This window comes from Mesorhizobium ciceri biovar biserrulae WSM1271, assembly GCF_000185905.1.
Lineage (GTDB): Bacteria > Pseudomonadota > Alphaproteobacteria > Rhizobiales > Rhizobiaceae > Mesorhizobium > Mesorhizobium ciceri.
Map to the genome: position 1 here is coordinate 4603221 of NC_014923.1, position 24802 is coordinate 4628022.

Here is a 24802-nt window from a genome sequence, read left to right on the forward strand (position 1 = left end):
ATTAAAACTGATTAAGTCGAGGCCAGCAGCACTTAAAGCCCCTCTTTCGTCGCCTCGACCAGCCGCGCCGCATAACGCGCCATGGTGTCGATCTCGAGATTGACGCGGTCGCCGACCTTGCGCTCACCCCAGGTGGTCACGGTCAGCGAGTGGTGGATCAAAAGCACGTCGAAGCGCGCGCCTTCGACCTTGTTGACGGTGAGCGAGGTGCCGTCGAGCGCGACCGATCCCTTGGGCGCAATGAACTTCGCCAGGTCGCGCGGCGCCTCCAGCGTGAAGCGCACGGCATCGCCCTCATCCTTGCGCTCGATGATCTCGGCCATGCCGTCGACATGGCCCGAAACGATGTGGCCGCCGAGTTCGTCACCGATCTTCAGCGCCCGCTCCAGATTGACTTTGGTGCCGGATTTCCAGCCCGAGGCCGTGGTCAGCCGCAAGGCTTCCTCCCATGCTTCAACCTCGAACCAGCGTGCATTCGAAACGCTGTCGGGCAAGGCCGTGACCGTCAGGCAGACGCCGCCGCAGGAGATCGAGGCGCCGATGGCGATGGTCTGCGGGTCATAGGCTGTGTCGATGCGCAGCCCCACCCCTTCCCTGAGCGGCTTGACGGACGCGACAGTGCCGACATCGGTGACAATTCCGGTAAACATCGGTGTTGATCCCTAAAGGTCTCTTATCCACTCGGCGTAGCTGTCTTCGCCAAAGCGCATGTCGCGCAATTTGCGAAATCCTGCCGGGATATGGTCGGCGTCGACCGGCGATGCAATGCCGTCGTCGCCGATTGCATCCGGTCCCTGGAACAGCACGATGCGGTCGACCAGCCCGTCGGCCAGGAAAGCGCTCGCCACCCTGGCGCCGCCCTCGACCAGCACGCTGGCCATGCCGAGCGCGGCCAGATCCTCGAGTAGTTCCGGCAAGGCTACGCCGCCCTCGTGCGTCTCGGTGCCGATAAAGCGCACGCCGGCGCGTTCGAGTGCTGCGCGCCGCAGCGGATCGGCCTCCAGGCAAGCGGCGATATAGAGCGGCACGCGGTCGACGCCTGAAACCAGCTTCGAGGCCTCCGGCAACCTGATCTGGCGGTCGAGCACGATGCGGGCAGGCGAACGGTTCTCAAGCCCCGGCAAACGCACCGTCAGGGCCGGATCATCCTCAAGGGCGGTGCCGATACCAACCAGTATGGCGTCCGCCTCAGCCCGCATCAGATACACTTCTCGGCGCGCGATATCGCCGGTGATCGACACCTGCCCGTCACCTTCCCTGCCGATCTTGCCGTCGCTGGAAAGCGCAAGCTTGAGAATCACTTCCGGGCGTTTTCTCAACGATCGAATCAAATAGCCGGCCATCTGCTCGGCAGCTTCCGCCGCCAGCACCTTCTCGACCACCTCGACACCGGCCGCGCGCAGGATCGCATAACCCTTGCCGGACACGCGCGAATCGGGATCGCTGGCGGCACCGACGACCCGCGCAACGCCGGCATTGACCAGCGCATTGGCGCAAGGCGGCGTGCGGCCGTGGTGGGCGCAAGGCTCCAGCGTGACGTAGGCGGTGGCGCCGCGCGCGAGGTCGCCGGCCTCGGCCAGGGCCTCGGTCTCGGCATGCGGACGGCCGCCGACAGCGGTGACGCCGGTGCCGACGATCATCGGACCATTGCCGTCATCGCGCACGATCAGCGTCCCGACAGACGGGTTGGTCGCGGTGCGCCCGGCATTTTTTCGCGACAGTCTGAGTGCCGCTGCCATGAAGCGGCGATCAAGGGCGGCCTGTTCGCTTGCAGTCATGCTCAGCTGGCTTCCTCTTCACCCTTGACTTCGTCGCCCTTGAGCTCGCCCAGCAATTCGTGGAAATCCTTGGCCTCGCGAAAATTGCGGTAGACCGAGGCGAAACGGACATAGGCGACATCGTCGAGCGACTTCAGCGCTTCCATGACCAGGCGGCCGACTTCTCCCGAAGCAACTTCTGTCTCGCCGGAACTTTCGAGCTGGCGCACGATGCCTGTCACCGCGCGGTCGATGCGTTCGGGATCGACATTGCGCTTGCGCACGGCGATCTCCACCGAGCGCAACAGCTTGTCGCGGTCGAAGGGCACTTTGCGGCCCGATTTCTTGACCACGACGAGGTCGCGCAACTGCACGCGCTCGAAGGTGGTGAAACGGCCGCCGCAATCGGGGCAGACGCGCCGCCTGCGGATCGCCGCGCCATCCTCGGCGGGGCGCGAATCCTTCACCTGCGTATCTTCCGACTGGCAATAGGGACAGCGCATGGAGAAGCCTTTGGTTGGCGAATCTGGTGAAGCGAAAGGCTTAGAGGTTTTTGCAGCGATGGCAAAGTGTCGCCAACAGCTCCCTCGCCCTTCAGAGATAGCGAGGCGCAAGCAGGATTGCCAGCCTCGCCAGCAGCCGCACAGCGTACCGATGTCTTCAGGGAGCAACGTCGGCGGTCGGAAACCCGCACGATGCGCCGAGACTACGATAGGCCTTGGTGAAGCCGTCCATGGATATGCTTCCAACCGGCGCATCGCCGAACGAGACGTCAAGCACCGATGCCCGGCGCATGGCGCGCAGGAGCGCCAGGCTGGTCTTGGACTGGTTGTCGACGGTCCAGCTGAGCCGGCCGTTGACGGCGCCATCGGAATGGAGCTTGGCAGTGACGCGGCCCTTGTCGTCGCCGAAAGTGGCGGCAACCGACTTGCCGGCCGGCAAGGCCTTGTTGTCGACGGCGATCGTTACGGACGGGTAGGCATCCGGCGGCAGTGCATCGCCGTTCGTGATGATGAGCGTCAGAACGCCGCTCTCGCCGCCAGCGCCGATAAAGGCGGTCGAGGCCGCGCAGGTCTTGCGTAGATCCTCACCGGTGTCGACCTCGTCGATCAGGGTCGACCATCTGCCAAAGGTTTCGAGCTTGGGTGCCGTCTGGGCGGGCGCCGCGGGCGCGGCTTGAGCAGGGGCGGTTTGGGCCAAGGCGTTGCCGGGGAAAGGCCCGGCGATCAAAGCAGCCAGGGCGCCAACGGCGCCAAGGTCGGCGAAACGAAATTGTCGCATCATCAAGGCTCCTGCCGGTCGCCCCGGCCTGCTGAAACGACGCTCGTCGTTGCAGCAGGCGGCAAAACTTCCTATCGCGTCAGCCGAGATAGGGATAGAGCGGGAAGCGATCGGTCAGCGCCACGACCTTGGCCTTGACCGCTGCTTCGACGGCGGCATTGCCCTCGTCGGAATTGGCGACCTTGAGACCATCCAGCACTTCGGCGATCAGCTTGCCGATCTCCCGGAATTCGGCCTGGCCGAAGCCGCGCGTGGTGCCGGCCGGGGTGCCGAGACGCACGCCCGAGGTGACAAAAGGTTTTTCCGGGTCGAACGGAATACCGTTCTTGTTGCATGTGATGTTGGCGCGGCCCAGCGCCGCCTCGGCGCGCTTGCCGGTGGCGTTCTTCGGACGCAAATCGACCAGCATCAGATGGTTGTCTGTGCCGCCGGAGACGATGTCGAGACCGGTTTCCTTGAGGCTGGAGGCGAGCGCCTTGGCGTTGGCGGCGACGCTCTCGGCATAGACCTTGAAGCTTGGCTTCAGCGCTTCGCCGAAGGCAACCGCCTTGGCGGCGATGACATGCATAAGCGGGCCGCCCTGCAGGCCGGGGAACACCGCCGAATTCATCTTCTTGGCGATGTCCTCGTCATTGCACAGGATCATGCCGCCGCGCGGGCCGCGCAGCGACTTGTGCGTCGTGGTCGTCACGACGTGGGCATGCGGCAGCGGCGACGGATGCACGCCGCCGGCGACCAGCCCGGCGATGTGCGCCATGTCGACCATCAGATAGGCGCCGACCGCGTCGGCGATCTCGCGAAAACGCTTCCAGTCCCAGACGCGGGAATAGGCGGTGCCGCCGGCCAGGATCAGCTTCGGCTTGGTTTCATGCGCGGTCTTCTCGATGGCATCCATGTCGAGCAGATGGTCGTCCTGGCGCACGCCATAGGAGACGACCTTGAACCATTTACCGCTCATGTTGACCGGCGAACCGTGGGTCAGATGGCCGCCGGAATTGAGGTCGAGGCCCATGAACGTGTCGCCCGGCTGCAAGAGCGCCAGGAAGACGGCCTGGTTCATCTGGCTGCCGGAATTCGGCTGGACATTGGCGAAGTTGCAGCCGAACAGCTTCTTGGCGCGCTCGATGGCCAGTTCCTCGGCCACGTCGACAAACTGGCAGCCGCCGTAGTAGCGCTTGCCCGGATAGCCCTCGGCATATTTGTTGGTCATGATCGAGCCCTGCGCCTCAAGCACCGCGCGGGAAACAATGTTTTCCGAGGCGATCAGCTCGATCTCGTGGCGCTGGCGGCCGAGTTCGTTGCGGATGGCGCCGAAAATCTCCGGATCGGCGTCGGCCAGCGTGGTTTCGAAGAAGGATTCGAATTTGTTCGACACTGCCGCTGCTGTTGCCATAGCCTGAAATCCTCGGGGTTCGGGGGCAATTTTGTTTATGCATGTCGTTGCTCAAACCGCTGTACACTTTTGGGCAACCTGCACGCGGCGCCATTAACACAGTTGTTTTCGCCCCGCCACGTTTGCCACGCGAAATTTGCTGGCCGGATTGCGCCAGCCAGGCCCGCGCGTCGTTATTTCCTCGCCTTCCGGCCCCTCAGCAATGCCTCGGTGAGCGTGATCTCGGTAAACAGCGCCTGCGACGTATGGTCGTTGATCTCGCCGCTGCGAAACATGGCGCGCACGGCTTCGCGCTCGGCTTCGATGCCCGCAAATCTCAATTCGAGCTCCAGCCTTCCGGCTTCACGCGCCTCGGCGCGGGCCTCATCGGCTTCGTCCGAGGCGGCGATGCGGCGCCGGTACCCGGCGACGATGCTGTCGGCGGCGGCAAGCCTGGCGCCGGGCACCTCGCCTCCCTCATCATCTGCGGCTCCGGCGATGCTCTCGATGCGCGCGATTGCCGCCTTGGCGGCGCCGACACGCGCCAGCCGCTCCTCGGCGGCGCCGGCATCCTCACCGGGCTCGACCAGCCCCCTGGCGATCGTCGGCAGAGCGAGACTGGCGAAGACCAGCGAACAGATGATGACGCCGGCGGCCAGGAAAATGACCAGATCGCGCGCCGGAAACGGCGAACCGTCCGGCATGGCGAGCGGCAGCGACAATATGCCGGCCAGCGTGATGGCGCCGCGCACGCCGGCCACCGAACCGGCGAGCCGCACGCGCAACCCGAACGGCTCCACCTTGCGCTTGCCCAGACGTGCGGCGATGCCGGCTGCGAGATCGCCGACCCATATCCACAGGAAGCGCAACGCGATCAGGCACAGCGTCAGCGCCACGACGGTCGCGATCGGCTGGATGATCGGGTGCAGGCTCATGAGTTCCGGCGGCACATGGCGGATGATGTCGGGAAGCTGCAGGCCGAGCACGATAAAGAGAGCACCGTTGAAAACGAAGGAAAGCGTCGTCCACAGCGACATCGTCTGCATGCGGGCCGAGACGCCGAGGAAGCGAAACACGCCGGAGCCGCCGGTGAGCAGGCCGGCGGTAACAGCCGCCAGAATACCGGACGCTCCGACATGCTCGGCGCCGAGATAGGCGATGAAGGGCAGCAGAACCATCACCAGCACCTGCGCTTCGGCCGGCACGCCGCCGATCCGGTTGAGCAATTGCAGCAGCTTGGCGGCAACGAACAGCGCCGCGACGCCGATCAGGATGCCGATCGCCACGGCATAGAGAAAACTGAACGAAGCCGCGGCAAGGGAAAAGCTGCCGGTCAGCACTGCTGCGACGGCGAAGCGGAACATGACGAGGCCTGAAGCGTCGTTGAGCAGCGACTCGCCTTCGAGAATGTGCATCAGCCGCGCCGGGACGACATTCCTGTCGACGATCGAGGACACGGCCACCGCGTCGGTCGGCGACAGCACCGCGGCAAGCGCAAAAGCGACCACCAGAGGGATGCTCGGCACCAGCCAATGCAAGGCGTAGCCGAAGCCGACGATGGTGAAGAAGACCAGCCCTATGGCCAGATCCAGGATCGGTCCGCGCAGCGCCATCAGTTCACGCTTCGGTGCGCCATAGGCATCGCCGAACAGCAGCGGCGGAATGAACACCAGCAGGAACAGTTCCGGATTGATCTCGACATGGATGCCGCGCACCGGCCAGGCGAGCGCGGCACCGATCGCAATCTGCAGCACCGGCAACGGCACCCGCACCAGGCGAACCAGCGCGCCGGAAAGCGCCACGAAGACGAGCACGACCAGAATGAAGACAGCGACTTCCATGGTCCGGTTCCAGGCTTTCCCGCCGACCATGCGCAAAGCCGGCCGATCCGTCCAGCCGCCCTCCCGTGAAAAACGCCGCGGCACCCAATCAATGAAAAAAGGCCGCCCTGAGAGGCGGCCTTTTTAAATAGAAATCAAATATTTAAAGCGCGGACGTGATCTGCAGCTCGTTGTTGCCATCAAGCGCGTAGACGTCGTCGCGGAACTGCACCACGCCCGGACCGGTCGACCAGGCCGAGAGATAGAGGAAGTGGACCGGCACCGGATTGGTGACCTGGATCGGCGTGTTTTCACCGGTCTTGATCGCCGCCTCGAAATGCTGGCGGTCCCAGCCGGGCGTGTCGCGCAGGATCCAGGTGACGAGGTCGCGCACATTCTGCACGCGCACGCAGCCCGAGGAATCGAAACGCAACATCTTGCCGAACAGGCTCTGCTGCGGCGTGTCGTGCATGTAGACGCCATCAGGGCTCGGGAAATTGATCTTCACCGAAGCCATGGCGTTTTCCGAGCCGGGATCCTGACGGAACCGGTACTTGGCGGCGTCGTCGGTCGACCAGTCGACATTCATCGGATCGACTTCGCTGCCATCGGGCGCGAACAGGCGGATGTGGCTGTTCTTGAGATAATCGGGATTTTTCCGCATCAGCGGAATGATGTCCTTGCGCACGATCGAGACCGGCGCGTTCCAGTATGGATTGACGATGATCTCGGTGATCTTGGAATTGACGATCGGCGTCTGGCGATCGATCTTGCCGACGATCGCGGTGTGGCGAAGCACGACGCGGTCGTTCTCGACCGCTTCGACCTGGGCTGCCGGAATGTCGACCAGCACGTAGCGGCTGCCCAGCGTGCCGGCCTTCTCGCGCAGCCGCTGCAGATTGGTCTGCAACTGGCCAAGCCGGATCTGCGCCGAAACGTTCATCGCCGCATAGGTGTATTTGCCCATCGAGCCATCAGCCGGCAGGCCGTGACGCAGTTGGAAGCGCTTGACTGCCGAGTCGACATAGGAATCGAAAGCCGTCGAAATGCCGGCGCTCTGCGACAGGTCGCCGGAAACCATCAGCCGCTTGCGCAACGGCACCACATCGGGATCATCGACGCCAAGCTGCAGCTTCTTGGTCGCGGGAACCTCGACCCAGCCACCCTGCCCGACAATGTTCTGGTATTGCCCGACCGCCTGTTCCGTGAAGGCAACGGTCTGCGGGCTGAAGATCGGCAGCGTCGAGGCCACCTTGCCACCCTCGCTGGCGCGGGCGTCGAACTGGTCGTCCCAATTGCCGCGCGCCGAGGATTTCAGGATATCACCGATCACATCCTGCGCATTGGCGCCGCCGGCGACCACCGCGGCTGCGAGCGCGGAGGCTCCGGACAGGAAAAAACGACGGCTGGTTTTCATGGACGTTCCAGACATTGGTAGCAGTTCGATCACTTGCTGCGTTGATCACCGGGCGATCTCGCCCGCACTGTAAAATTGGCAATCTTAACAATTAGCCAACCATGGTCCGTATCAGCTTGGTGTGACAATGCACAGGCGCGATACGGGCTGCGGGTGAACGCATGGCCTTCACCACAGCATCACTGCCATTCTCGGTTCCATTGGAATATGGCGGCAACGTGGCCTTGCGGCCAAATCCGACCGGCCAGCATTCCGAAAAGAACGGACCGTGCTTTTTGGGTATCGATCGGCGATCGACCACGCGGTGCAATGACCAGCCAAATCAAAGAAAGGCCGATGCCTCTCGGCACCGGCCCTGACTGAAGGTCGATATTTCGGCCGCGCTTCTGTGGCGCGGGCCGGATCCGATGCGGCGGATGTCTTACATCCTTACATCCGGTAGGCGATGGTGTCGTTCCAGAAGCGGTCGAGCCGCTGCAAAGCGCGGTTCATCTGCTTGAACTCATCGGTGTTGATGCCGCCGACCTGTTCGATCGAGCCGACATGACGCTCATAGAGGCCGGCGACGACCTCGGCCACCTCATTGCCCTTCGGCGTCAGCGAGACACGGACCGAACGGCGGTCGATGCGCGAGCGCTGATGGTTGATGAAGCCGAGATCGACCAGCTTCTTCAGATTGTATGAGACGTTCGAGCCGAGATAGTAGCCACGCGAGCGCAGCTCGCCGGCGGTCAGTTCGGAATTGCCGATGTTGAACAGCAGCAGTGCCTGGATGGCATTGATGTCGGAACGGCCGTTGCGGTCGAATTCGTCTTTGATCACATCAAGCAGGCGGCGGTGCAGCCGTTCAACAAGCTGCAGCGATTCCATGTACAGGGAACGGATAGCCTCACGGCGATCGTCGGATACGTTGGCGGTCTTCGCCGCCGGACGCGAATTGATCATTGTCTTTGCCTCTCGTTTGTCGCCCTGGTGATTTTTTGTTTTTCACCTTGATCGCGACACTATCGAATACTCATAAAATTCGACTTAAACGCTAGGGCTAACAAGAGCTTACCGGTAAGGGGTTTCGGAAGAGGCTTAACGAACGGTCACCCGAGCAAGGATAATTAACCTAAAGATTTCGGCAACGATTGCAGGGCTCATTCGAGGCGACAGCCGGGCCGCCAATGGGTTCACGGCTTAGTGGCGGACCGGGCGCTTCTGCAGGTAGATGACGACGCGAAAGACGATATAGAGCACCGCCACCGCCGCATGCGAGACGACAATCAGCAAGCGGTGGCCGAACAACTCGGGAAAGCCGGCGTACATGACCGTCTCGGTCACCGCGCAAATGAACCATATCACCGGGCCCCAGGACGCCAGCATCCACAGGCCGGCAGCGGCAAAGGGAAAGAACACGGCGAGCACCACCGCCGCGACCTGCCAGTGCACGGGCATCAGGTCGAAACGCCACAGTGTGCCCGGATAAAAGCCGATCAGCTTGATCCAGTAGAGAATGCCGAACAGCAGGCAGTAGCCCGATATGACGCGCTGGAACCAGGCGAAGATCACCTCCACCCCGGAGGGCTGCAGAACGATGCGCCTTGAGGTCACCTCGCTCATATCAGGAGTTCCCGTTCGCCGAGCGGAGCGAAATAGGCATCGACATCCGCTTCGCTGACCGCAGCGAGGCTTGCCGGCCGCCATTGCGGCTTCGAGCCCTTGTCGATGATGGCAGCGCGGATGCCTTCGTAGAAATCATGGCCGGCGAGCATCCGGTTGAGGATGCGGAACTCCATCTTCATGCAGGCTTCCATGGACAGCGTCAGTCCGGCGCTGATCTGCCGCCAGGCGACGCGCAGGCTGGTCGGCGAGCGGGTGCGGATCGTCGCCAGCGTCTTTGCCGCGAACTCATCGGCGGCGGCCGCACGCTCGAGGCTATCGATGACGCGGTTCAGGGACGGTTGCGAAAAATGACGGACAATCGCCTCCAGCGTCGGCCTGTCGGTTTCTCGCCTTGCCTGCACGAAGAAGCCGCGCAGCACCGATTCCGGATCGCCGGTCAACGCCAGCCGGTCGAGGAAGCCAGCCTGGTCCTCGGCCTTGATGGTATGGGTGGCCAGCCCAGACCACAGCGCATCGCCATATCGAATGCGATTGCCGGTCAGCGCCAGATACATGCCGAAGGAGCCGCCGAGATCGGGCAGCAGGTGGCTGGCGCCAACATCCGGAAAGAAGCCGATGCCGACTTCCGGCATGGCAAACTGGGCATTCTCGGTCATCACCCGGTGCGAGCCGTGGAAGGAGATGCCGACGCCGCCACCCATGACGATACCGTCGATCAGGGCGACATAGGGCTTCTTGTAGCTGTTGATGCGGGCGTTGAGCCGGTATTCGTCGGCGAAGAACTCGACCGGCGGTTTTCCCGCCCGACCTGTCTCATAGACATGCAGGATATCGCCGCCGGCCGAAAAGGCCCTGCCCTCTGCCTTGACGACGATGACGTCGATGCCCTGGTCGGCCTCCCAGGCGGAAAGAGCGGCGTCGAGCGCCCCGATCATGCGGTGCGTCAGGGCATTGAGCGCCTGCGGCCGCGTCAAGGTGACGACGCCGGCCCGGCCCAGATGTTCGAAGCGGATCTCGTCGCCTCCGCCAAAATCCATCGTGAAAGAATCCCTCTCCCGGCCGCCGGGACTGAAGTGCTAAAGCTTGGCGCATGGGTGCGTCAATGGCGAGGACACCGGTGCAAGCTCTGGCCCGGACCAGGAGCCAGTGCTAAAAATCGAGCTGCAATACGGAAAACTGGGTAGAGTTCATTGCAGCGTACCTGGTGGGTCTTCGAACGGGACGATTGTTTATGACTCGATTTTCGCACCTTGCGCCGGTGGCAATCGGGCTGAGCCTCTGCTTGGCTGTTCACCCGGTCATGGCGGGGACTTTGGAAGACCTCTACAGCTCGCAGACCATCGTCAACGGCAAGTACGAGAAGAACCGCCAGTCCGGCTTCAAGCGCTGCCTCGACGCGGTTCTGGTGCGGGTTTCCGGCGATCAGCGCCTGCCGGCGAAACCTGAAATGACGGCATTGCGCGACAAAGCCGGCACCTTCGTCGCCAGTTTCCACTATCGCGACCGCATGGAAGGCATTCCCAACCATGACGACCAGGGCACGTACGATCGGCCTCATAATCTCTACTGCCAGTACAAGCCTGCTGACATCGACCCGGTGTTGGCTTCGCTCGGCAGCAGGCCGTGGCTGACCGGGCGGCCACGGCTGGCGGTGTTTTTGGCGACCGAGCGCGGAACAACGCATTACGCGCTCGATGCCGAGGACGACCGTGGCATGCTGATGCGCGAATCGTTCGGCAATGCCGCCGTACCGCTGGCCATGCAGGTGACTTTTCCCACGGTGGCGCAGCTGTCGCAGGCCGGATTGGACGATCAGGCGCTTCGCAATGCCGAGATGACGAAGCTCGACACACTGGCGAAGAGGGCCGGCGCCGACCAGGCGCTTTACGGCAGCCTCGTCTGGAGCGACAAGGAACTGGGCTGGATCGCCGACTGGCGGCTGGCCATGGCCGGCAAGACCTACGTCTGGCAGGTGCGCGGTGTCGGCTTCGACGAGGCTTTCCGTGTCGCCATCAGGGGCGCGGCACAGATTCTGTCAGGCAATGGGCAACCCGAATAGGCCTCGACCCGGTCGCTGGCACAATCGTGCCGCATTGGTCAGCGGCGGGAGCTCGTGGTAAAAGCCTGCCCGAACGAGAGTACTGGCGATGAACAAATTCACCCCCGCAAAGCCCGCCGGCGCGCGCGGCGTCGACGAGATCACCGGCAGCCGCCGTCTGCGCCGCATGCGCAAGGCCGACTGGTCGCGCCGTCTGGTGCAGGAGAACCGGCTCACGGTCGACGATTTGATCTGGCCGATCTTCGTCGTCGAGGGCAAGGGTATCCGCGAGCCTATCGCCGCCATGCCCGGCGTCTTCCGCCTGTCGATCGATCTCGCCGTCAAGGAGGCAGAGCGCGCGGCAAAACTCGGCATTCCGGCACTCGCCACCTTCCCCAATGTGGACATCTCGCTGCGCGACCAGACCGGCTCGCACATCCTCGATCCCGACAATGTCATCAACCGCGCCACCCGCGCGATCAAGGATGCGGTACCGCAGATCGGCATCATCACCGACGCAGCGCTCGACCCATTCACCAGCCACGGCCATGACGGCATCCTGCGCGACGGCATCATCGTCAACGACGAGACAGTGGAACAGGTGACCGCCGCCGCCGTCATCCAGGCGGCCGCCGGCGCCGACATCATCGCACCGTCCGACATGATGGACGGCCGCATCGGCGCCATCCGCGACGCGCTCGATGCCAATGGTTTTCAGGACGTGGCGATCATGTCCTATGCGACCAAATTCGCCTCGGCCTTCTACGGACCCTATCGCGAGGCGGTGGGCACCGCCGGTCTGCTCAAGGGCGACAAGAAGACCTATTACATCGACCATGCCAATTCGGACGAGGCGGTGAGGGAGGCCGAACAGGACATCGCCGAGGGCGCCGACATGCTGATGGTCAAGCCCGGCCTGCCCTATCTCGACATCATCCGGCGGCTGAAGGACGAGTTCCAGATGCCGACCTTCGCCTATCAGGTGTCGGGCGAATATTCGATGATCAAGGCGGCAGGTGCCAATGGCTGGATCGACGGCGAGAAGGCAATGCTCGAATCGCTCCTCGCCTTCAAGCGCGCCGGCTGCGACGGCATCCTGACCTATTTCGCACCCGAAGTGGCGGAGATGCTGAAGGGGTAATTTCTCTTCGCGACGACGGCCGGTCGCGGCGAGCAATGTCGGCCAATCCGCTTCGACATCCATACCAATTTCCGGCTCTTGGCCGGGGAATCCATAGCGAGGGCCACTTGACCGTTGCGTGGGCTTCGTTTGAGCTTGAAAATACCGCTTGCAATTCACAATCGGTTTGTTACAAAACAACTGCTTGCAAAACACAATCGGTTATCGAGGAGGCTCGCATGTCCAAACTTCGCGTCAACGCTTTCACCCTATCGCTCGACGGCTATGGCGCCGGTCCCGATCAGGATCTGCAAAATCCGCTCGGCGTCGGTGGGGAATCCTTGCACAAGTGGTTTGTCGACACCTGCACCTTCCGCGAGATGGTGCTCGGACAAGACGGCGGCACCACCGACGTCAACGAGGCGTTCGCGGCGCGCAGCTTCGAAAATGTCGGCGCCTGGATCCTCGGCCGCAACATGTTCGGACCGATCCGCGGCGAATGGCCTGACGACAGCTGGAAAGGCTGGTGGGGCGACAACCCGCCCTATCATGTGCCGGTTTTCGTGCTGACCCATCACAAGCGGGAACCGATCACGATGGAGGGCGGCACCACTTTCCACTTCGTCATCGACGGCATCCATTCAGCTCTTGAACAGGCCAAGGCTGCCGCTGGCGGCAAGGATGTGCGGGTCGGCGGCGGCGTCGCCACCATACGGCAATATCTGCAGGAAAAACTGATCGACGAGATGCATCTGGCGATCGCGCCGGTGCTGCTGGGCACGGGCGAGAACCTTTTTGCCGGCCTGGACATGCTCAAGCTCGGCTATATCTGCAGCGAGCAGGTGGCGACCCCGCTCGCGACGCACGTCACCATCAAGCGGGCGTAAGGTGGAGAGCCAATCTCCCCCCTCGTGGGGGAGATCGCAGCTTCGTCTGCCTCAATACTTCTCCGGCACGTAGAGCTCGCGCGGCAGCACCTGGCGTTCGTATTCGGGATTGAAGACGCGCTCCGGCAAAGTGATCTCCTCGTGCGGCACTTCCTCGTAAGGCAGCTGCTTGAGCAGATGGTCGATGCAGTTCAGCCGCGCGCGTTTCTTGTCGTTGCCCTCGACGATGAACCAGGGCGCTTCCGGGATGTTGGTGCGGGCGAAGGTCTCTTCCTTGGCCTTGGTGTACTGCTCCCAGCGCACGCGCGACTGCAGGTCCATCGGCGACAGTTTCCACTGTTTCATCGGATCGTGGATGCGCATCAGGAAGCGCATCTGCTGTTCCTCGTCGGTGATCGAGAACCAGTATTTGACCACGGTGATGCCCGAGCGGACCAGCATGCGCTCGAATTCCGGCACGTCGTGGAAGAATTCTTCGACCTGATCGGGCTGGGCAAAGCCCATCACCCGCTCGACGCCCGAGCGGTTGTACCATGAGCGGTCGAACAGCACGATCTCGCCGCCGGCCGGCAGATGCGGGACATAGCGCTGGAAATACCATTGCGACTTTTCGCGCTCCGTCGGCGCCGGCAGTGCGACGACACGGCAGATGCGCGGGTTGAGGCGCTGGGTGATGCGTTTGATGACACCGCCCTTGCCGGCCGAATCGCGTCCCTCGAAGATCACCACCAGCTTCTTCTTGTGGTGGGCGACCCAGGACTGCAGCTTGATCAATTCGGACTGCAGGGTGATCAGGTCGCGAAAATACTGCATGCGATCGATCGAAGGCGGATGCGAGTTCTTGTAGATCTTGGCGATCTCCATCGACAGTGCCGGCTCGGACATTTCGAGCTCATAGTCTTCGTCAAGCGTGTCGGCGAGCTCGGCTTCAAGCCAATCCCTGGCCGGAGAATTCTGTTTTAGCTCGGTCATTATCGGCTGCTCCACTTGCAAGCTCTGTCGATCCACGTCCGGCGCCCCAAACTCCCGGCTTACAGCCCGGGAACGGCAACACCTGAGCCGACTTCCATATAGGCCTGCAATGACGGTTTTATTGCAGCGCGAGCATGGTCACCACCGCTGTCGGTCCAGCCAGGCATGATCGATCCGCCGCGCTGGCATGGAGACACGTCACCCAAATTGTCCTACAAATAGCGGCCACTTTCGGGCGCCCCCCAGCCTTTTTCCAACGTAATCGCGAGGACCGACATGGAATACCGCACCCTCGGCCGTTCCGGCCTGAAAGTTTCGACACTGACCATGGGGACCATGACGTTCGGCGGCGCCGGAGCTTTTTCGGCGGTCGGCAAGACCGATCTCGACGAAGCGCGCCGGATGATCGATCTCTGTATCGACGCCGGCATCAATGTCATCGACACCGCCAATGTCTATTCGAACGGCATTTCCGAAGAAATCATCGGCGAAGCGCTCGGCGGCAAGCGCAAGGGCGACGTGCTGATCGCCTCCAAGGCACGGATGCGGATCGGCAAAGGTCCAAACGACGAAGGCCTGTCGCGCCATCACCTGATCCGGGAATGCGAGAAGAGCCTGAAGCGGCTCAAGACCGACGTCATCGACATCTATTTCCTGCACGAATGGGATGGCGTGACGCCGCTGGAGGAAACCATCGGCGCGCTCGACACGCTGGTTGCCCAGGGCAAGATCCGCTATGTCGGCTGCTCCAACTATTCCGGCTGGCAGGTGATGAAGGCGCTCGGCATCAGCGACAGCCGTCATCAGCCGCGCTTCATCACGCAGCAGATCCACTACACGCTGGAAGCGCGCGAAGCGGAGTACGAACTGCTGCCGATTTCCGTCGACCAGGGGCTGGGCGTTCTGGTCTGGAGCCCGCTTGCCGGCGGATTGCTGTCCGGCAAATACCGCCGTGACAGCCCCACCGCCCGCCAACTCGCGGGCTGGTCGGAACCACCGATCCGCGACGAGGACCGGCTGTGGCGGATCGTCGATGTGCTTGTGGAGATCGGCGCGCAGCGCGGCGTGTCGGCAGCGCAGGTGGCGCTGGCTTGGCTGCTTGGCCGGCCGTCCATCAGTTCCCTGGTGATCGGCGGCAGGACGGAAACGCAGTTCCTGGACAACATCGCGGCGGCAAGCCTGGTGCTTTCCGACGAGGAGCGCGCGCGCCTCGACGCGGTCAGCCGGCCGCCCCTGCTCTATCCCTACTGGCACCAGCAACTGACGGCAAAGGACCGCTTTGGTGCCGCCGATCTGGTGATTGACCGAAGCGGCATCTGATCGGCAAATCGACGGCGATAGGTATCGCCGCCGCAATGATGGGCGTGGCCCCATCATTGCGGCGCGCATCTTGCAAGCCTGGCCATCATCGACGCACTATCGCTTCAGCTGTTGTGTTTGACGGCTAATGCTCCTAGGCAGGACCAGAGCCGCGAGGCAGTGAAAAAGGAGCCGATATGGCGCGACCACCAAACTACGATCAGGAACGCAAGGAACGCGACCGCCAGAAGGCGGCCAAGAAGGCCGAGAAGCTGGCAGCCAAGGTTGCAGCGAGGGAACGTTCGAAGCCCGAAGACGAGACTGAAGCCGAAACCGAAACGGCAAAGTGACGGCAAAAGGCCCGCAGATGCGGGCCGTGCCTCAATCCGGATTGCCGCCTCGGATGTCGCCTTGTGTCAGGCCGGCGCCTTGTCGCTGACAAAGACGTCCACTTCGCGCGCCGCCGCAATGAAGGCGCGCCTGGCGTTCATCGCCGGCTTGTCGCCGGCGAGTGCGTCATGGCAGGCCTGCAGGGCCGCGCGATGCTTGGGGCTGCGCTTGCCGGGCCAGCTGTTGAGGAGGTAGTCGGAAGCCTCACGCGCCGTGCGCAAGAGCTGAGTGCTTCCCGCCGCGACTGACTTCACAGTCACAGGTGTTTCAAATCGGTTGTTTTCCATCGCCGCTCCTTACGCCATCGGCGTCTGCGAAGCGAGGGCAAAAGTGCGCACACGTCCAGACGCCGCTTTGCGCCCCTTCATCCGCCTTAAGCAGCAACGACGGCAAAGCCTCTGGCGCGAAGACCGCGCCGATCGTTGGCGAGCGACGTCACCAGCCGGTCGCGGCTGCCGACGATGTGGACCGAGAGCAGGCGCGCGGCTTCATCGGCGTCGCCACGGCGTGCCGCCGCCAGTATGGCGCGATGTTCGGCCCAGGCGCGGCTGAGGGCCGCTTCGTCGCGAACCTCCAGCCAGCGCGCCCGTGACAGGCGTGTCATGGCATCGCGGACCGCCCGGAACAGGAATTCATTGCCCGACAGACGCGCCAGTTCGATGTGAAAATCCATGCCGACGCGATGCCATTCCTCGCGCGGCGTGTCGTTGTCGCAGGATTCGAGCATCGCCTCGATGACATCGATGGCGCTCCGGTCCGCCAGGCTGCATGTCAGGCGAACTGCCGCAACCTCGACCGCTTCCCTGTAGACGGCGATCTGCTCGAGTTCAGCCAGATTGATCGGTGACACCGTCCAGCCGCGCCCGTCCCTGCCGACCAGCCCCTCGGTCTCGAGCCGCAGAAGTGCTGCCCTGACCGGGGTTCGCGATGCACCGAAACGGCTCTCGATCCAGCGCTCGGTCAGCTTTTCGCCGGGACCGATCTCGAGGCCCAGGATCATCTGCCGAAGCTGTTTTTCGACGCTGTGCATCTGCGACATTGTCGTTTCCATCTTTTGGCCGTTTGCGATCGTCTTGCCGATCACGTTCGACAGGTTGCATTGACAGCGGCCAAGCTTGCGTCCATGACGTGCACCATCTTGGTATCCCAAATTGGTATCCGCAGCAAGCATCGATAAAAGAGTTGCTGGGACAGGACATATGACATGCAGCAGAGCACGCCCCCGGCGACCGACAGCACCTACAACATCCACTGGCGGCGCAATCTGTTCGTGTGCTTCGCCGGTTCGTTTTCGACGCTTGTCGCCATGACGCTGCTTCTGCCGTTCCTGCCGCTCTATATCGAGCAGCTGGGTGCCGAGGGTCACGCGGCGATCGTGCAATGGTCGGGGATTGCCTATGGCGCGACGTTCTTCGCGGCGGCGCTGGTGGCGCCGCTCTGGGGACGTCTCGGCGACCGCTATGGCCGCAAGGTGATGCTGGTTCGCGCCAGCTTCGGCATGGCCATATGCATGTCGCTGACCGGCATGGTGCAGACGGTCTGGCAGCTGGTGCTGCTGCGGCTGCTCATCGGCTTTGCCGGCGGCTACTCCTCGGGATCGACCATCCTCGTCGCCATGCAGACACCCAAGGAGCGTTCCGGCTGGGCGTTGGGCCTGCTGTCGGCCGGCATCACGGGCGGGGCTCTGGTCGGCCCTCTGGTTGGCGGCGCCCTGCCGCCGCTGATCGGCATCCGCGCCACCTTTCTCCTCTCCGGCGGTGTCATCTTCCTGGCATTCCTGGCGACCACGTTTCTGATCAAGGAGAATCCCCGGCCAAAAACAGCAGACGCCGCAGCGACGCAGAAGCGGAAAGGCGGCTGGTCACAAATCCCCGACAAACGGCCTGTTGTCGCCATGCTGGCGACCGGCATGCTGTTGAGCTTCGCCACCATGTCGATCGAGCCGATCATCACCGTCTATGTGCAGCAGCTCATCGAGGACCAGAGCCGCGTCACGCTGATATCAGGCGTCGTCATGTCGGCGGCGGCCCTTGGCGCCATCCTGTCGGCCTCGCGCCTCGGCAAGCTCGCCGACCGCGTCGGCCACTGGAACGTCATCATCGGCGCGCTTGCCGTCTCGGCGCTGCTGCTGATCCCGCAGGCCTTCGTCACACAGAGCTGGCAACTCATCGGCCTGCGCTTCCTGATGGGTCTGGCGCTGGGCGGGCTGTTGCCCTGCATCACCAGCGTGATCCGCCACAATGTTCCCGATGGGGTCGGCGGCAATGTGCTCGGGCTGTCGATCTCCGCCCAATATGTCGGGCAAGTCGCCGGCCCCTTGCTGGGCGGCTTTGCCGGTGGTCATTTCGGCATGCGTTCGGTGTTTCTGGGCACATCCGTCTTGATGGCCGGCGGCGCGGTGTATAACTGGCTGGCACAGTCACGCCGCGAGCAGGACATGCTTGCCCACCCCGGCAAGCCCTGACGGGGTTGGGCGTCACAGGGCCCCAAACATGAGCACAGCCGAACGACCTTCCGACAACAGCAGCCGTATCCTCGTCCTGGCCGGGGGCTTCTGCGGTGCTGCCGGCGTGGCGCTGTCGGCCGCGGCAGCGCATCTCGGCGGCGCCTTCGTTGGCACCGCCGCATCGTTCCTGCTGATGCATGCGCCGGTCTTCCTTGCCGCCGGATTGCTTGGCGCGAACCGGATCCTGCGCATCGGCAGCCTGATCCTGCTGGTTGGGCTTCTGCTGTTCTGCGGCGATCTGCTGGCCCGCGATTTTCTGGGCTCGCGGCTATTCCCGCTGTCGGCGCCGATCGGCGGCACGCTGCTCATTGCCGGCTGGCTGGCGATCGCTGCCTCGGCGCTGGTGCGCGCACGCTCCTGAACGCCTCTGGGCGCCTTGCCCGATAAACAGACCCCCGCCCATTTGCCGGGCCGTTAGTCCTGCCTGGACTCGGGCTGGATGAGCAATTCGCGATTGCGCCGCCGCAGCCTTGCCAACCGACGCCGCTCCGGCCGTTCGGAAGCCGGCGCGATGCCCCAATAGTTGCGATAGATGTCTTCAAATAGATAGCTCACGGGATGCATGATGTGCGCTCCTTTCAGCGCTTGAATCGATCCAATCGAGAGGTACGAAAAACCGACCCCGATCAGCTCCGCTTGCGCTCCACAAGGAACCGCAACTCGCGGACCCATGGACTGGTTTTGCCGCGGCGCTTCTGCGTCGCGGTGTTCGACGAGATGCTCCAGTCGTTGCGGTAAATGTCTTCGAACAGAAAATTGACGGGATGCATGACACAACTCCCTACTTGATGTTGAATCGATCCAATTCTGCCAGCAGGCGTTTCCTTGGATCGATTCAAACATAGGCCCTATCGAAGCCTCGATCAAGCCAAAATTTGAACCGATCCAACGAAAGTGTTAAATGGGAAGAATTCAGGAGACGAAGATGGCGCCACTTATCTCTGCAAAGACAAGACCGGTCCGGCTGGCGGACATTGCCAAGGCAGCCGGCGTGTCGCACGGCACCGCGTCCAACGTCTTCGCCCGTCCGGAGATCGTGCGCGAGGAGGTCCGTGAACGGGTCAAGGCGGCAGCCGAGGCCATGGGATATGGCGGACCGGATCCCAAGGGCCGGCTGCTGCGCGCCGGCAAGGTCAATGCCATCGGTGTCGCGACCGCGGAACCCCTCTCCTATTTCTTCGACGATCCCTTTGCCCGGGTGATGATGGCCAGCATCTCGCAGGCTTGTGACGCGACCGGTGCGGGGATTTCGCTGGTCTCCGCCGTCAATGGGGAGCAGCTCGCGTGGAACATCCAGAGTGCGCTGGTCGATGGCTTCATCGTCTTCTGTGTCGATGGCGGCTCAAAGCTGGTCCAACTGGCGCGCGAACGCAAGCTCCCCTTTGTGGCGCTCGATCTCGATTCGGACGACGACGATGCGGTCGCGGCGATCGGCGTCGACAACATCGCCGGTGCCGGCCTGGCGGCCCGCCACCTGACCGAACTCGGACATCGCCGCTTTGCCGTGCTTACCCTGCCCTGTGCCGACGCAGGCTTCGGCCCTACCACAAGGGAGCAGGTGGAAATGGCCCTCTATTCCGCTACGCGGGACCGCTTGCGTGGCTATTTCGCGGAACTCTCCCGCGTCGACATCGACGTCTCGCGTGTGCCGATCTACGAGACCGTCAATGACGAGAAGAGCGTGTGGGCCGGCCTCGAACATATTTTCGCCGGTGCCGAGGCGCCGACAGCCGTCCTGGCGATGTCGGACAGGATGGCGCTCCATGCGCTGGACTGGCTGCGGCAGCACGACATTGCGGTACCGGGCGATGTTTCTGTCGTCGGCTTCGACGGTGTTCCGGAAGGGGCGGTTTCCAAGCCGCCGCTGACCACGATCGTCCAGCCGATCGCCGAGATGGGCCGCCTTGCCGTCAAGGCGATCCTTGAAAATGATGGTTCGTTCAGCCGGCAATCGCTGCCGGTCGAACTCGTGGTGCGGGCCTCATCCGGCCCCTCGCCCACCTGAGCTCAACGGCCCATTCTTGTCGCCATGCCCGGCATCGCGAAGGATGCAGCATGGACGGGCGATGCGGCGCTGTGAGCCGGCCTGCTTTTGGCGGACCAGCCAAGGCCCGATAGCCATTCCAGATAGTAGGCGAGCGCGAACTGCATGACGATGCCGGCCGATATCAACAGGCTGTCATAGGCAAATCCGCCCGGATTGATCAGCTTCAGTACCTGCGCCGCCATTGCAAGCACCGTGCCGGCAATGAAAACCGGCAGCGATCGTTTGCCCAATATGGCAAGCGGATGATCGCGCCCGGTGCGAAACAGATTCGAGATCGCCGGGAATGCCACGATCAGGTAGCTCACTGCGAGTATATGCAGGAGCCTCGGCAGCGACAGGAACGTCTTGTCGAAACCGGTCAGCACCGGAGGCAGGCCAAACCAGGAGATATGCCCCCAGAGCGGGCTGTGCACCCAGACCAGGGCCACAACGGTGTAGGCCAAGGCCGCCCCAACCAGCCAGCGATTGACCGGGATGGTGCCGCCGCGACGCACATGCAGCGTGCCCGCCAGGCCGATGTTGAAAAGGAACTGCCACGACAGCGGGTTGAGAAACCAGAGGCCGGGCTCGGGGTAGTTGGGCGGAGCAATCTGATAAATCCCCGCGACCAGCCACAGGGCGCCGGATGCCACCAGTGCCAGGACCGGCCGATAGCTGACAATGAGCAGGAACAGCGGCGCCAGCAAGAGCAGCACCGCATAGACGGGCAGGATGTTGTTGTACCCAAGTTGGTGGCCCAGCGTCACGATGCCGATCAGCACCTGCGGCGTATTCTTGATCAACGGCTCGATGTTGATCATCGTCAAAAGCTCCGGCCGCCTGGCAAACACCGCCGCAGCGCAGAAAATGGCCATCACCACCATGGTGGTGACGATGTGGGTGGCATAAAGCACACCGGCGCGGCGCAACATCTTCAAAGTTGCCAGCAGCCGGTTTCCAGGCTGGAATTTCTTGCCGTAGGCGAGCGCGACCGAGATTCCCGAGATCAGCACGAAGACCTCCGCCGCATCCGAAAAGCCGAAATTCTTGTATGTCAGATACTCGAAGGCGGTACCCGGCACATGGTCGACATAGATGGTCAACAAGGCGAGAGCACGGATCACATCGATGCGCGTGTCGCGCTCAGTGCGGTCCGGGACACGCGCCTCGCGGTCCGGGACACGCGCCTCGCGGTCCGGGACACGCGCCTCGCGGTCTGGGACACGCGCATCGCGGTCCGGGGAAATCTGGGTGGTCATCGACAAAAAGGCCTCAAAGCTGGTTGTTCATACCGGCAATGCGACCCCCGGCGCACCGCTTCGATTCCTCCCGAAGGATGTTATCGGCGGAGAAACGGACTGTAATGCGCCCGGTTCAATCAACTTTCGCGGAGCTTGAAAATATTGCGTTTTGAAGCCGGCAAATTGAGCGAAACGTCATATAATCAAGAGGATGGTCGATGATCGACGAGACCTCACAAGATGGTGCGTTGCGGCGTGATCTCGCCTTCCACTACCGGCTTTACGGCGCGGCGGATTCAACGGGCGACTGCTTCTTCCTGCTGCATGGGTCGGGTGTCGACGAGACGACATTGGTGCCGCTGGCGCGAGAGATCGCACCGCGTGCCACGCTCATCGCGGTGCGTGGCCGCGTTGTCCAGGAGGATGGTTTCCGCTGGTTCGCGCGGATCACGCCGACGCGCTTCGAACAGGCGAGCATCCGCACCGAAACCGAGGCCTTTGCGGGCTTCGTCGCTGACGCGGCCACACGCCATCATCTCGACCTCTCGCGCACAATTTTCCTCGGCTATTCGAACGGCGCCAATCTGGTTTCGAGCCTGATGCTGCTGCATCCGGGCCTTGTCGAACGCGCCGCGCTGCTGCGACCGATGCCGGTGCTCGATGATGTGCCGGCGACGGATCTGTCAAAGGTGCGGGTGCTGATGATCGCCGGCGCCGCCGACCTCACCTATGCGCCTTTCGCCCCTGCTCTGGTGACATTGCTCAGTCGGCATGGCGCCGAGATCGACGCCAGGATTGTCTCATCAGGTCATGAATTCGGCAGCGCCGACGCGGCAATCGTCAGGCAATGGCTAGCGGGACCGGCGGCGGTGGCGCAGGCAAGCTGACAGGCTCGCCGCCACGACCAGCCGGCCTACCCTCTTCCCATCCGGTTCCAGGCATCCAGCCCGGCGATCTTGTAGGCTTCGGCGAGCGTTGGATAGTTGAAGGTGTTGTTGACGAAGAAGTCGACGGTGCCGCCGAGATTGATCACCGCCTGGCCGATGTGGATGAGCTCGGTGGCGCCCTCGCCGATGATGTGCGCGCCGAGCAGACGGCGCGTTTCGATCGAAAACAGCAGCTTCAGGAAGCCGGTGTTGACGCCCATGATGTGGCCGCGCGAGGTCTCGCGAAAACGCGCCACGCCGACCTCGTAGGCCGCACCGCTCTCACGCACCTGTTCTTCGGACTGGCCGACCGTCGAGATTTCCGGCACCGCATAGATGCCATAGGGGAAGGTTTCCGGCGGCGGCGGCAAGGGCACTCCAAAGGCATGGCAGGCGGCCACCCTGCCCTGCTCCATCGAAGTCGAGGCCAGGCTCGGAAAGCCGATGACGTCGCCGGCGGCATAGATGTTGGGCACGCTGGTCTGGAAGGATTGCGGATCGACCTTGATGCGCCCTCTGGAGTCGGCGTCGATGCCGACGACATCCAGGCCCAGGCTGCCGACATTGCCGGTGCGGCCGGCGGCGTAGAGCACAACCTCGGAACGGATGGTGCGGCCATCGGCCAGTTCCACTTCGGCGGCGTCCGGCTTGGAGCGGATCTCCTTCACCGCGCTGCCCAGCCGGATGGTCATGCCGCGATCGCGCATCTGGTGGATGAAATCGTCGACGATCTCGCGGTCGACGAAATCGAGGATGGAGTTGCGCGGCTCGACCAAGGTTACCGGCACGTCGAGCGCGGAAAAGATCGTCGCATATTCGACGCCGATGACGCCGGCGCCGATCACGGTCAGCGTGCGCGGCAAGCGATCAAGCTCCAGCATCTCGTCGCTGTCGAAGACGCGGGTCTTGTCGAAAGGCACGTCGCGCGGGCGGTGCGGCCTGGTGCCGACCGCGATCAGCGCGTTGGCAAAACCGACCTCGCTGTAATCGCCGGCATCTGATGTCAGGCTGACCTTGTTGGGACCAAGGAATTTCACCGCGGCGCGAGCGCTCTTGACCGTGTTGCGCATGAACTGGTGCTGCAGCACCTCGACCTCATGGTCGAGCGTCTTGTGCAGGCGCTCGACCAGATCGCCGACCGAAATATCCTGCTTGACGCGGTAGCCGCGCCCGTAGAAGCCGCGCTCGCGCCAGCCCGAAAGATTGAGCACCGTTTCGCGCAGCGTTTTCGATGGGATGGTCCCGGTATGCACCGAGACACCGCCCAGACGCCGGCCGCGGTCGACCACCAGCACGGACTTGCCGAGCTTGGCCGACTGCACCGCGGCACGGCGGCCGGAAGGGCCGCTGCCGATGACCAGCATGTCGTAGTCCATATTGCCCCGTCCGCTGTGCGCTCTGCTGCGCCGCAACAAGCTAATGCTATCCGCGCCGCAAATTCAACCAGTTCACATCGGGCCCGACGCCATCGAAGCTGGAGCACCGCTGGAAGCGCGATCTTGATTCCGCCACAGGCCTTCACCATTTCATGGCTGAGCGGTCCGCACCCTATGTCGGACCTTGTTACGAGGAAATGACATGAACGCGCGCGTTCTCGACGGCGAAATCATCACCAGCAGGCTCGACGATGTCAGGGCCTATGACGGCGTACGCACGAGGCGCATCCTGGCTTTTGTGATCGACTATATCATCGTCGCGCTGCTCACCATTCCGTTTGCCATTCTGGTGTTCTTCCTCGGGCTTTTGACCCTCGGGCTTGGCTGGCTGCTGTTCGGCATCCTGTTGCCGACTGTGGCCATCCTCTACATCTGGAACACGCTGGGCAGCACCGATCAGGCTACCACGGGCATGAAGATGATGGGCATCCGGCTCGACCGGCTCGACGGCAGGCCGATCGACGGCCTCACTGCGGTTGTCCATTCGGTGCTATTTTGGGCCGGCAATGTCATCCTGTCGCCGCTTGTCCTGCTGGTGACGCTGTTTTCCGACCGCAAACGCACCTTGCACGATCTTTTGCTTGGCACGGTCGTCAGCCGCACCGACCGCTGAAACGGCCCTCTGAAGAGCAGTCGCTACCGATTGAGCACAAATGTGAAGGCGTCGAGTCGACCGCGCCCACATAATCCTGTTGAATTTTTCGCC

General features: G+C 62.9%; 27 protein-coding genes. 10 read left to right on the forward strand and 17 right to left on the reverse strand.

Annotated elements, in window-relative coordinates; all coding sequences use genetic code 11:
* Positions 1-32: 32 nt before the first annotated feature.
* The 10 genes from MESCI_RS22450 to MESCI_RS22495 form a co-directional block, all read right to left on the reverse strand.
* A complete protein-coding gene (locus tag MESCI_RS22450; RefSeq protein ID WP_013532248.1) occupies positions 33-650 on the reverse strand; it encodes a riboflavin synthase in 618 nt (205 codons plus the stop codon).
* A 12-nt stretch (positions 651-662) separates the two neighbouring features.
* Positions 663-1778 (reverse strand): bifunctional diaminohydroxyphosphoribosylaminopyrimidine deaminase/5-amino-6-(5-phosphoribosylamino)uracil reductase RibD, encoded by a 1116-nt coding sequence (gene ribD, locus MESCI_RS22455; protein WP_013532249.1) that lies wholly within the window; start codon positions 1776-1778, stop codon positions 663-665.
* 2 nt (positions 1779-1780) lie between these two features.
* On the reverse strand, positions 1781-2260 hold the full coding sequence (gene nrdR, locus MESCI_RS22460; protein WP_013532250.1) for a transcriptional regulator NrdR: 480 nt from the start codon (positions 2258-2260) through the stop codon (positions 1781-1783).
* Positions 2261-2417: 157 nt separating this feature from the next.
* On the reverse strand, positions 2418-3041 hold the full coding sequence (locus MESCI_RS22465; RefSeq protein ID WP_013532251.1) for a hypothetical protein: 624 nt from the start codon (positions 3039-3041) through the stop codon (positions 2418-2420).
* A gap of 76 nt (positions 3042-3117) precedes the next feature.
* On the reverse strand, positions 3118-4431 hold the full coding sequence (glyA, locus tag MESCI_RS22470) for a serine hydroxymethyltransferase (protein WP_013532252.1): 1314 nt from the start codon (positions 4429-4431) through the stop codon (positions 3118-3120).
* 173 nt (positions 4432-4604) lie between these two features.
* A complete protein-coding gene (locus MESCI_RS22475; RefSeq protein WP_013532253.1) occupies positions 4605-6251 on the reverse strand; it encodes a Na+/H+ antiporter in 1647 nt (548 codons plus the stop codon).
* Between the two features lie 142 nt (positions 6252-6393).
* Positions 6394-7647 (reverse strand): L,D-transpeptidase family protein, encoded by a 1254-nt coding sequence (locus tag MESCI_RS22480; RefSeq protein ID WP_013532254.1) that lies wholly within the window; start codon positions 7645-7647, stop codon positions 6394-6396.
* A gap of 429 nt (positions 7648-8076) precedes the next feature.
* Complete coding sequence (gene ldtR, locus MESCI_RS22485) at positions 8077-8592, reverse strand: transcriptional regulator LdtR (RefSeq protein WP_008875359.1); 516 nt, start codon at positions 8590-8592, stop codon at positions 8077-8079.
* 237 nt (positions 8593-8829) lie between these two features.
* Complete coding sequence (locus MESCI_RS22490) at positions 8830-9252, reverse strand: DUF6163 family protein (protein ID WP_013532255.1); 423 nt, start codon at positions 9250-9252, stop codon at positions 8830-8832.
* Entirely contained in the window at positions 9249-10292 is a 1044-nt protein-coding gene (locus tag MESCI_RS22495; protein ID WP_013532256.1) for an enoyl-CoA hydratase/isomerase family protein, read from the reverse strand. Before MESCI_RS22495 ends, MESCI_RS22490 begins: the two co-directional genes overlap by 4 nt.
* Before the next feature lie 194 nt (positions 10293-10486).
* On the opposite strand from MESCI_RS22495, the gene MESCI_RS22500 reads away from it, so the two are divergent.
* From MESCI_RS22500 to MESCI_RS22510, 3 genes are all read left to right on the forward strand, one after another.
* Positions 10487-11314 carry a DUF2066 domain-containing protein gene (locus MESCI_RS22500; RefSeq protein WP_013532257.1) on the forward strand — a complete coding sequence of 276 codons (828 nt, stop codon included), beginning with the start codon at positions 10487-10489 and terminating at the stop codon, positions 11312-11314.
* 88 nt (positions 11315-11402) lie between these two features.
* Complete coding sequence (gene hemB / locus MESCI_RS22505; RefSeq protein ID WP_013532258.1) at positions 11403-12434, forward strand: porphobilinogen synthase; 1032 nt, start codon at positions 11403-11405, stop codon at positions 12432-12434.
* A 218-nt stretch (positions 12435-12652) separates the two neighbouring features.
* Positions 12653-13300 (forward strand): dihydrofolate reductase family protein, encoded by a 648-nt coding sequence (locus MESCI_RS22510; protein WP_013532259.1) that lies wholly within the window; start codon positions 12653-12655, stop codon positions 13298-13300.
* Between the two features lie 51 nt (positions 13301-13351).
* Here the strand turns inward: MESCI_RS22510 and ppk2 are convergent, their stop codons facing one another.
* Positions 13352-14272 (reverse strand): polyphosphate kinase 2, encoded by a 921-nt coding sequence (gene ppk2, locus MESCI_RS22515; RefSeq protein WP_013532260.1) that lies wholly within the window; start codon positions 14270-14272, stop codon positions 13352-13354.
* A 276-nt stretch (positions 14273-14548) separates the two neighbouring features.
* Here ppk2 and MESCI_RS22520 point away from each other — a divergent pair, with 276 nt between their 5' ends.
* Positions 14549-15592: an aldo/keto reductase gene (locus tag MESCI_RS22520; RefSeq protein WP_013532261.1), complete on the forward strand. Its 1044-nt coding sequence runs from the start codon at positions 14549-14551 to the stop codon at positions 15590-15592.
* A 176-nt stretch (positions 15593-15768) separates the two neighbouring features.
* Positions 15769-15921, forward strand: a complete 153-nt coding sequence (locus tag MESCI_RS32330) for a hypothetical protein (RefSeq protein ID WP_013532262.1) — start codon at positions 15769-15771, stop codon at positions 15919-15921.
* 66 nt (positions 15922-15987) lie between these two features.
* Here the strand turns inward: MESCI_RS32330 and MESCI_RS22525 are convergent, their stop codons facing one another.
* Together MESCI_RS22525 and MESCI_RS22530 are read right to left on the reverse strand one after the other, a co-directional pair.
* Positions 15988-16221, reverse strand: a complete 234-nt coding sequence (locus tag MESCI_RS22525) for a DUF982 domain-containing protein (RefSeq protein WP_244506945.1) — start codon at positions 16219-16221, stop codon at positions 15988-15990.
* A gap of 113 nt (positions 16222-16334) precedes the next feature.
* On the reverse strand, positions 16335-17000 hold the full coding sequence (locus tag MESCI_RS22530; RefSeq protein WP_013532264.1) for a GntR family transcriptional regulator: 666 nt from the start codon (positions 16998-17000) through the stop codon (positions 16335-16337).
* Between the two features lie 165 nt (positions 17001-17165).
* Between MESCI_RS22530 and MESCI_RS22535 the strand changes: the two genes are divergently transcribed.
* Both MESCI_RS22535 and MESCI_RS22540 read left to right on the forward strand, forming a co-directional pair.
* Positions 17166-18425, forward strand: a complete 1260-nt coding sequence (locus MESCI_RS22535; RefSeq protein ID WP_013532265.1) for a multidrug efflux MFS transporter — start codon at positions 17166-17168, stop codon at positions 18423-18425.
* A gap of 28 nt (positions 18426-18453) precedes the next feature.
* A complete protein-coding gene (locus MESCI_RS22540) occupies positions 18454-18828 on the forward strand; it encodes a DUF423 domain-containing protein (RefSeq protein WP_013532266.1) in 375 nt (124 codons plus the stop codon).
* A 53-nt stretch (positions 18829-18881) separates the two neighbouring features.
* Here the strand turns inward: MESCI_RS22540 and MESCI_RS32335 are convergent, their stop codons facing one another.
* Both MESCI_RS32335 and MESCI_RS32340 read right to left on the reverse strand, forming a co-directional pair.
* Complete coding sequence (locus tag MESCI_RS32335) at positions 18882-19031, reverse strand: hypothetical protein (protein ID WP_013532267.1); 150 nt, start codon at positions 19029-19031, stop codon at positions 18882-18884.
* Between the two features lie 62 nt (positions 19032-19093).
* A complete protein-coding gene (locus MESCI_RS32340; RefSeq protein ID WP_013532268.1) occupies positions 19094-19237 on the reverse strand; it encodes a hypothetical protein in 144 nt (47 codons plus the stop codon).
* Between the two features lie 155 nt (positions 19238-19392).
* Here MESCI_RS32340 and MESCI_RS22545 point away from each other — a divergent pair, with 155 nt between their 5' ends.
* Positions 19393-20472, forward strand: coding sequence for a LacI family DNA-binding transcriptional regulator (locus MESCI_RS22545; protein ID WP_013532269.1), 1080 nt, complete (start codon positions 19393-19395; stop codon positions 20470-20472).
* 2 nt (positions 20473-20474) lie between these two features.
* Here the strand turns inward: MESCI_RS22545 and MESCI_RS22550 are convergent, their stop codons facing one another.
* Entirely contained in the window at positions 20475-21752 is a 1278-nt protein-coding gene (locus tag MESCI_RS22550) for an OpgC family protein (protein ID WP_013532270.1), read from the reverse strand.
* 200 nt (positions 21753-21952) lie between these two features.
* Between MESCI_RS22550 and MESCI_RS22555 the strand changes: the two genes are divergently transcribed.
* Entirely contained in the window at positions 21953-22621 is a 669-nt protein-coding gene (locus tag MESCI_RS22555; protein ID WP_013532271.1) for an alpha/beta hydrolase, read from the forward strand.
* Positions 22622-22647: 26 nt separating this feature from the next.
* On the opposite strand, the gene sthA is transcribed toward MESCI_RS22555, so the two are convergent.
* Positions 22648-24036, reverse strand: coding sequence for a Si-specific NAD(P)(+) transhydrogenase (sthA, locus tag MESCI_RS22560; protein WP_013532272.1), 1389 nt, complete (start codon positions 24034-24036; stop codon positions 22648-22650).
* A gap of 202 nt (positions 24037-24238) precedes the next feature.
* Between sthA and MESCI_RS22565 the strand changes: the two genes are divergently transcribed.
* Positions 24239-24709 (forward strand): RDD family protein, encoded by a 471-nt coding sequence (locus tag MESCI_RS22565; protein WP_013532273.1) that lies wholly within the window; start codon positions 24239-24241, stop codon positions 24707-24709.
* The last annotated feature ends 93 nt before the right edge of the window (positions 24710-24802 follow it).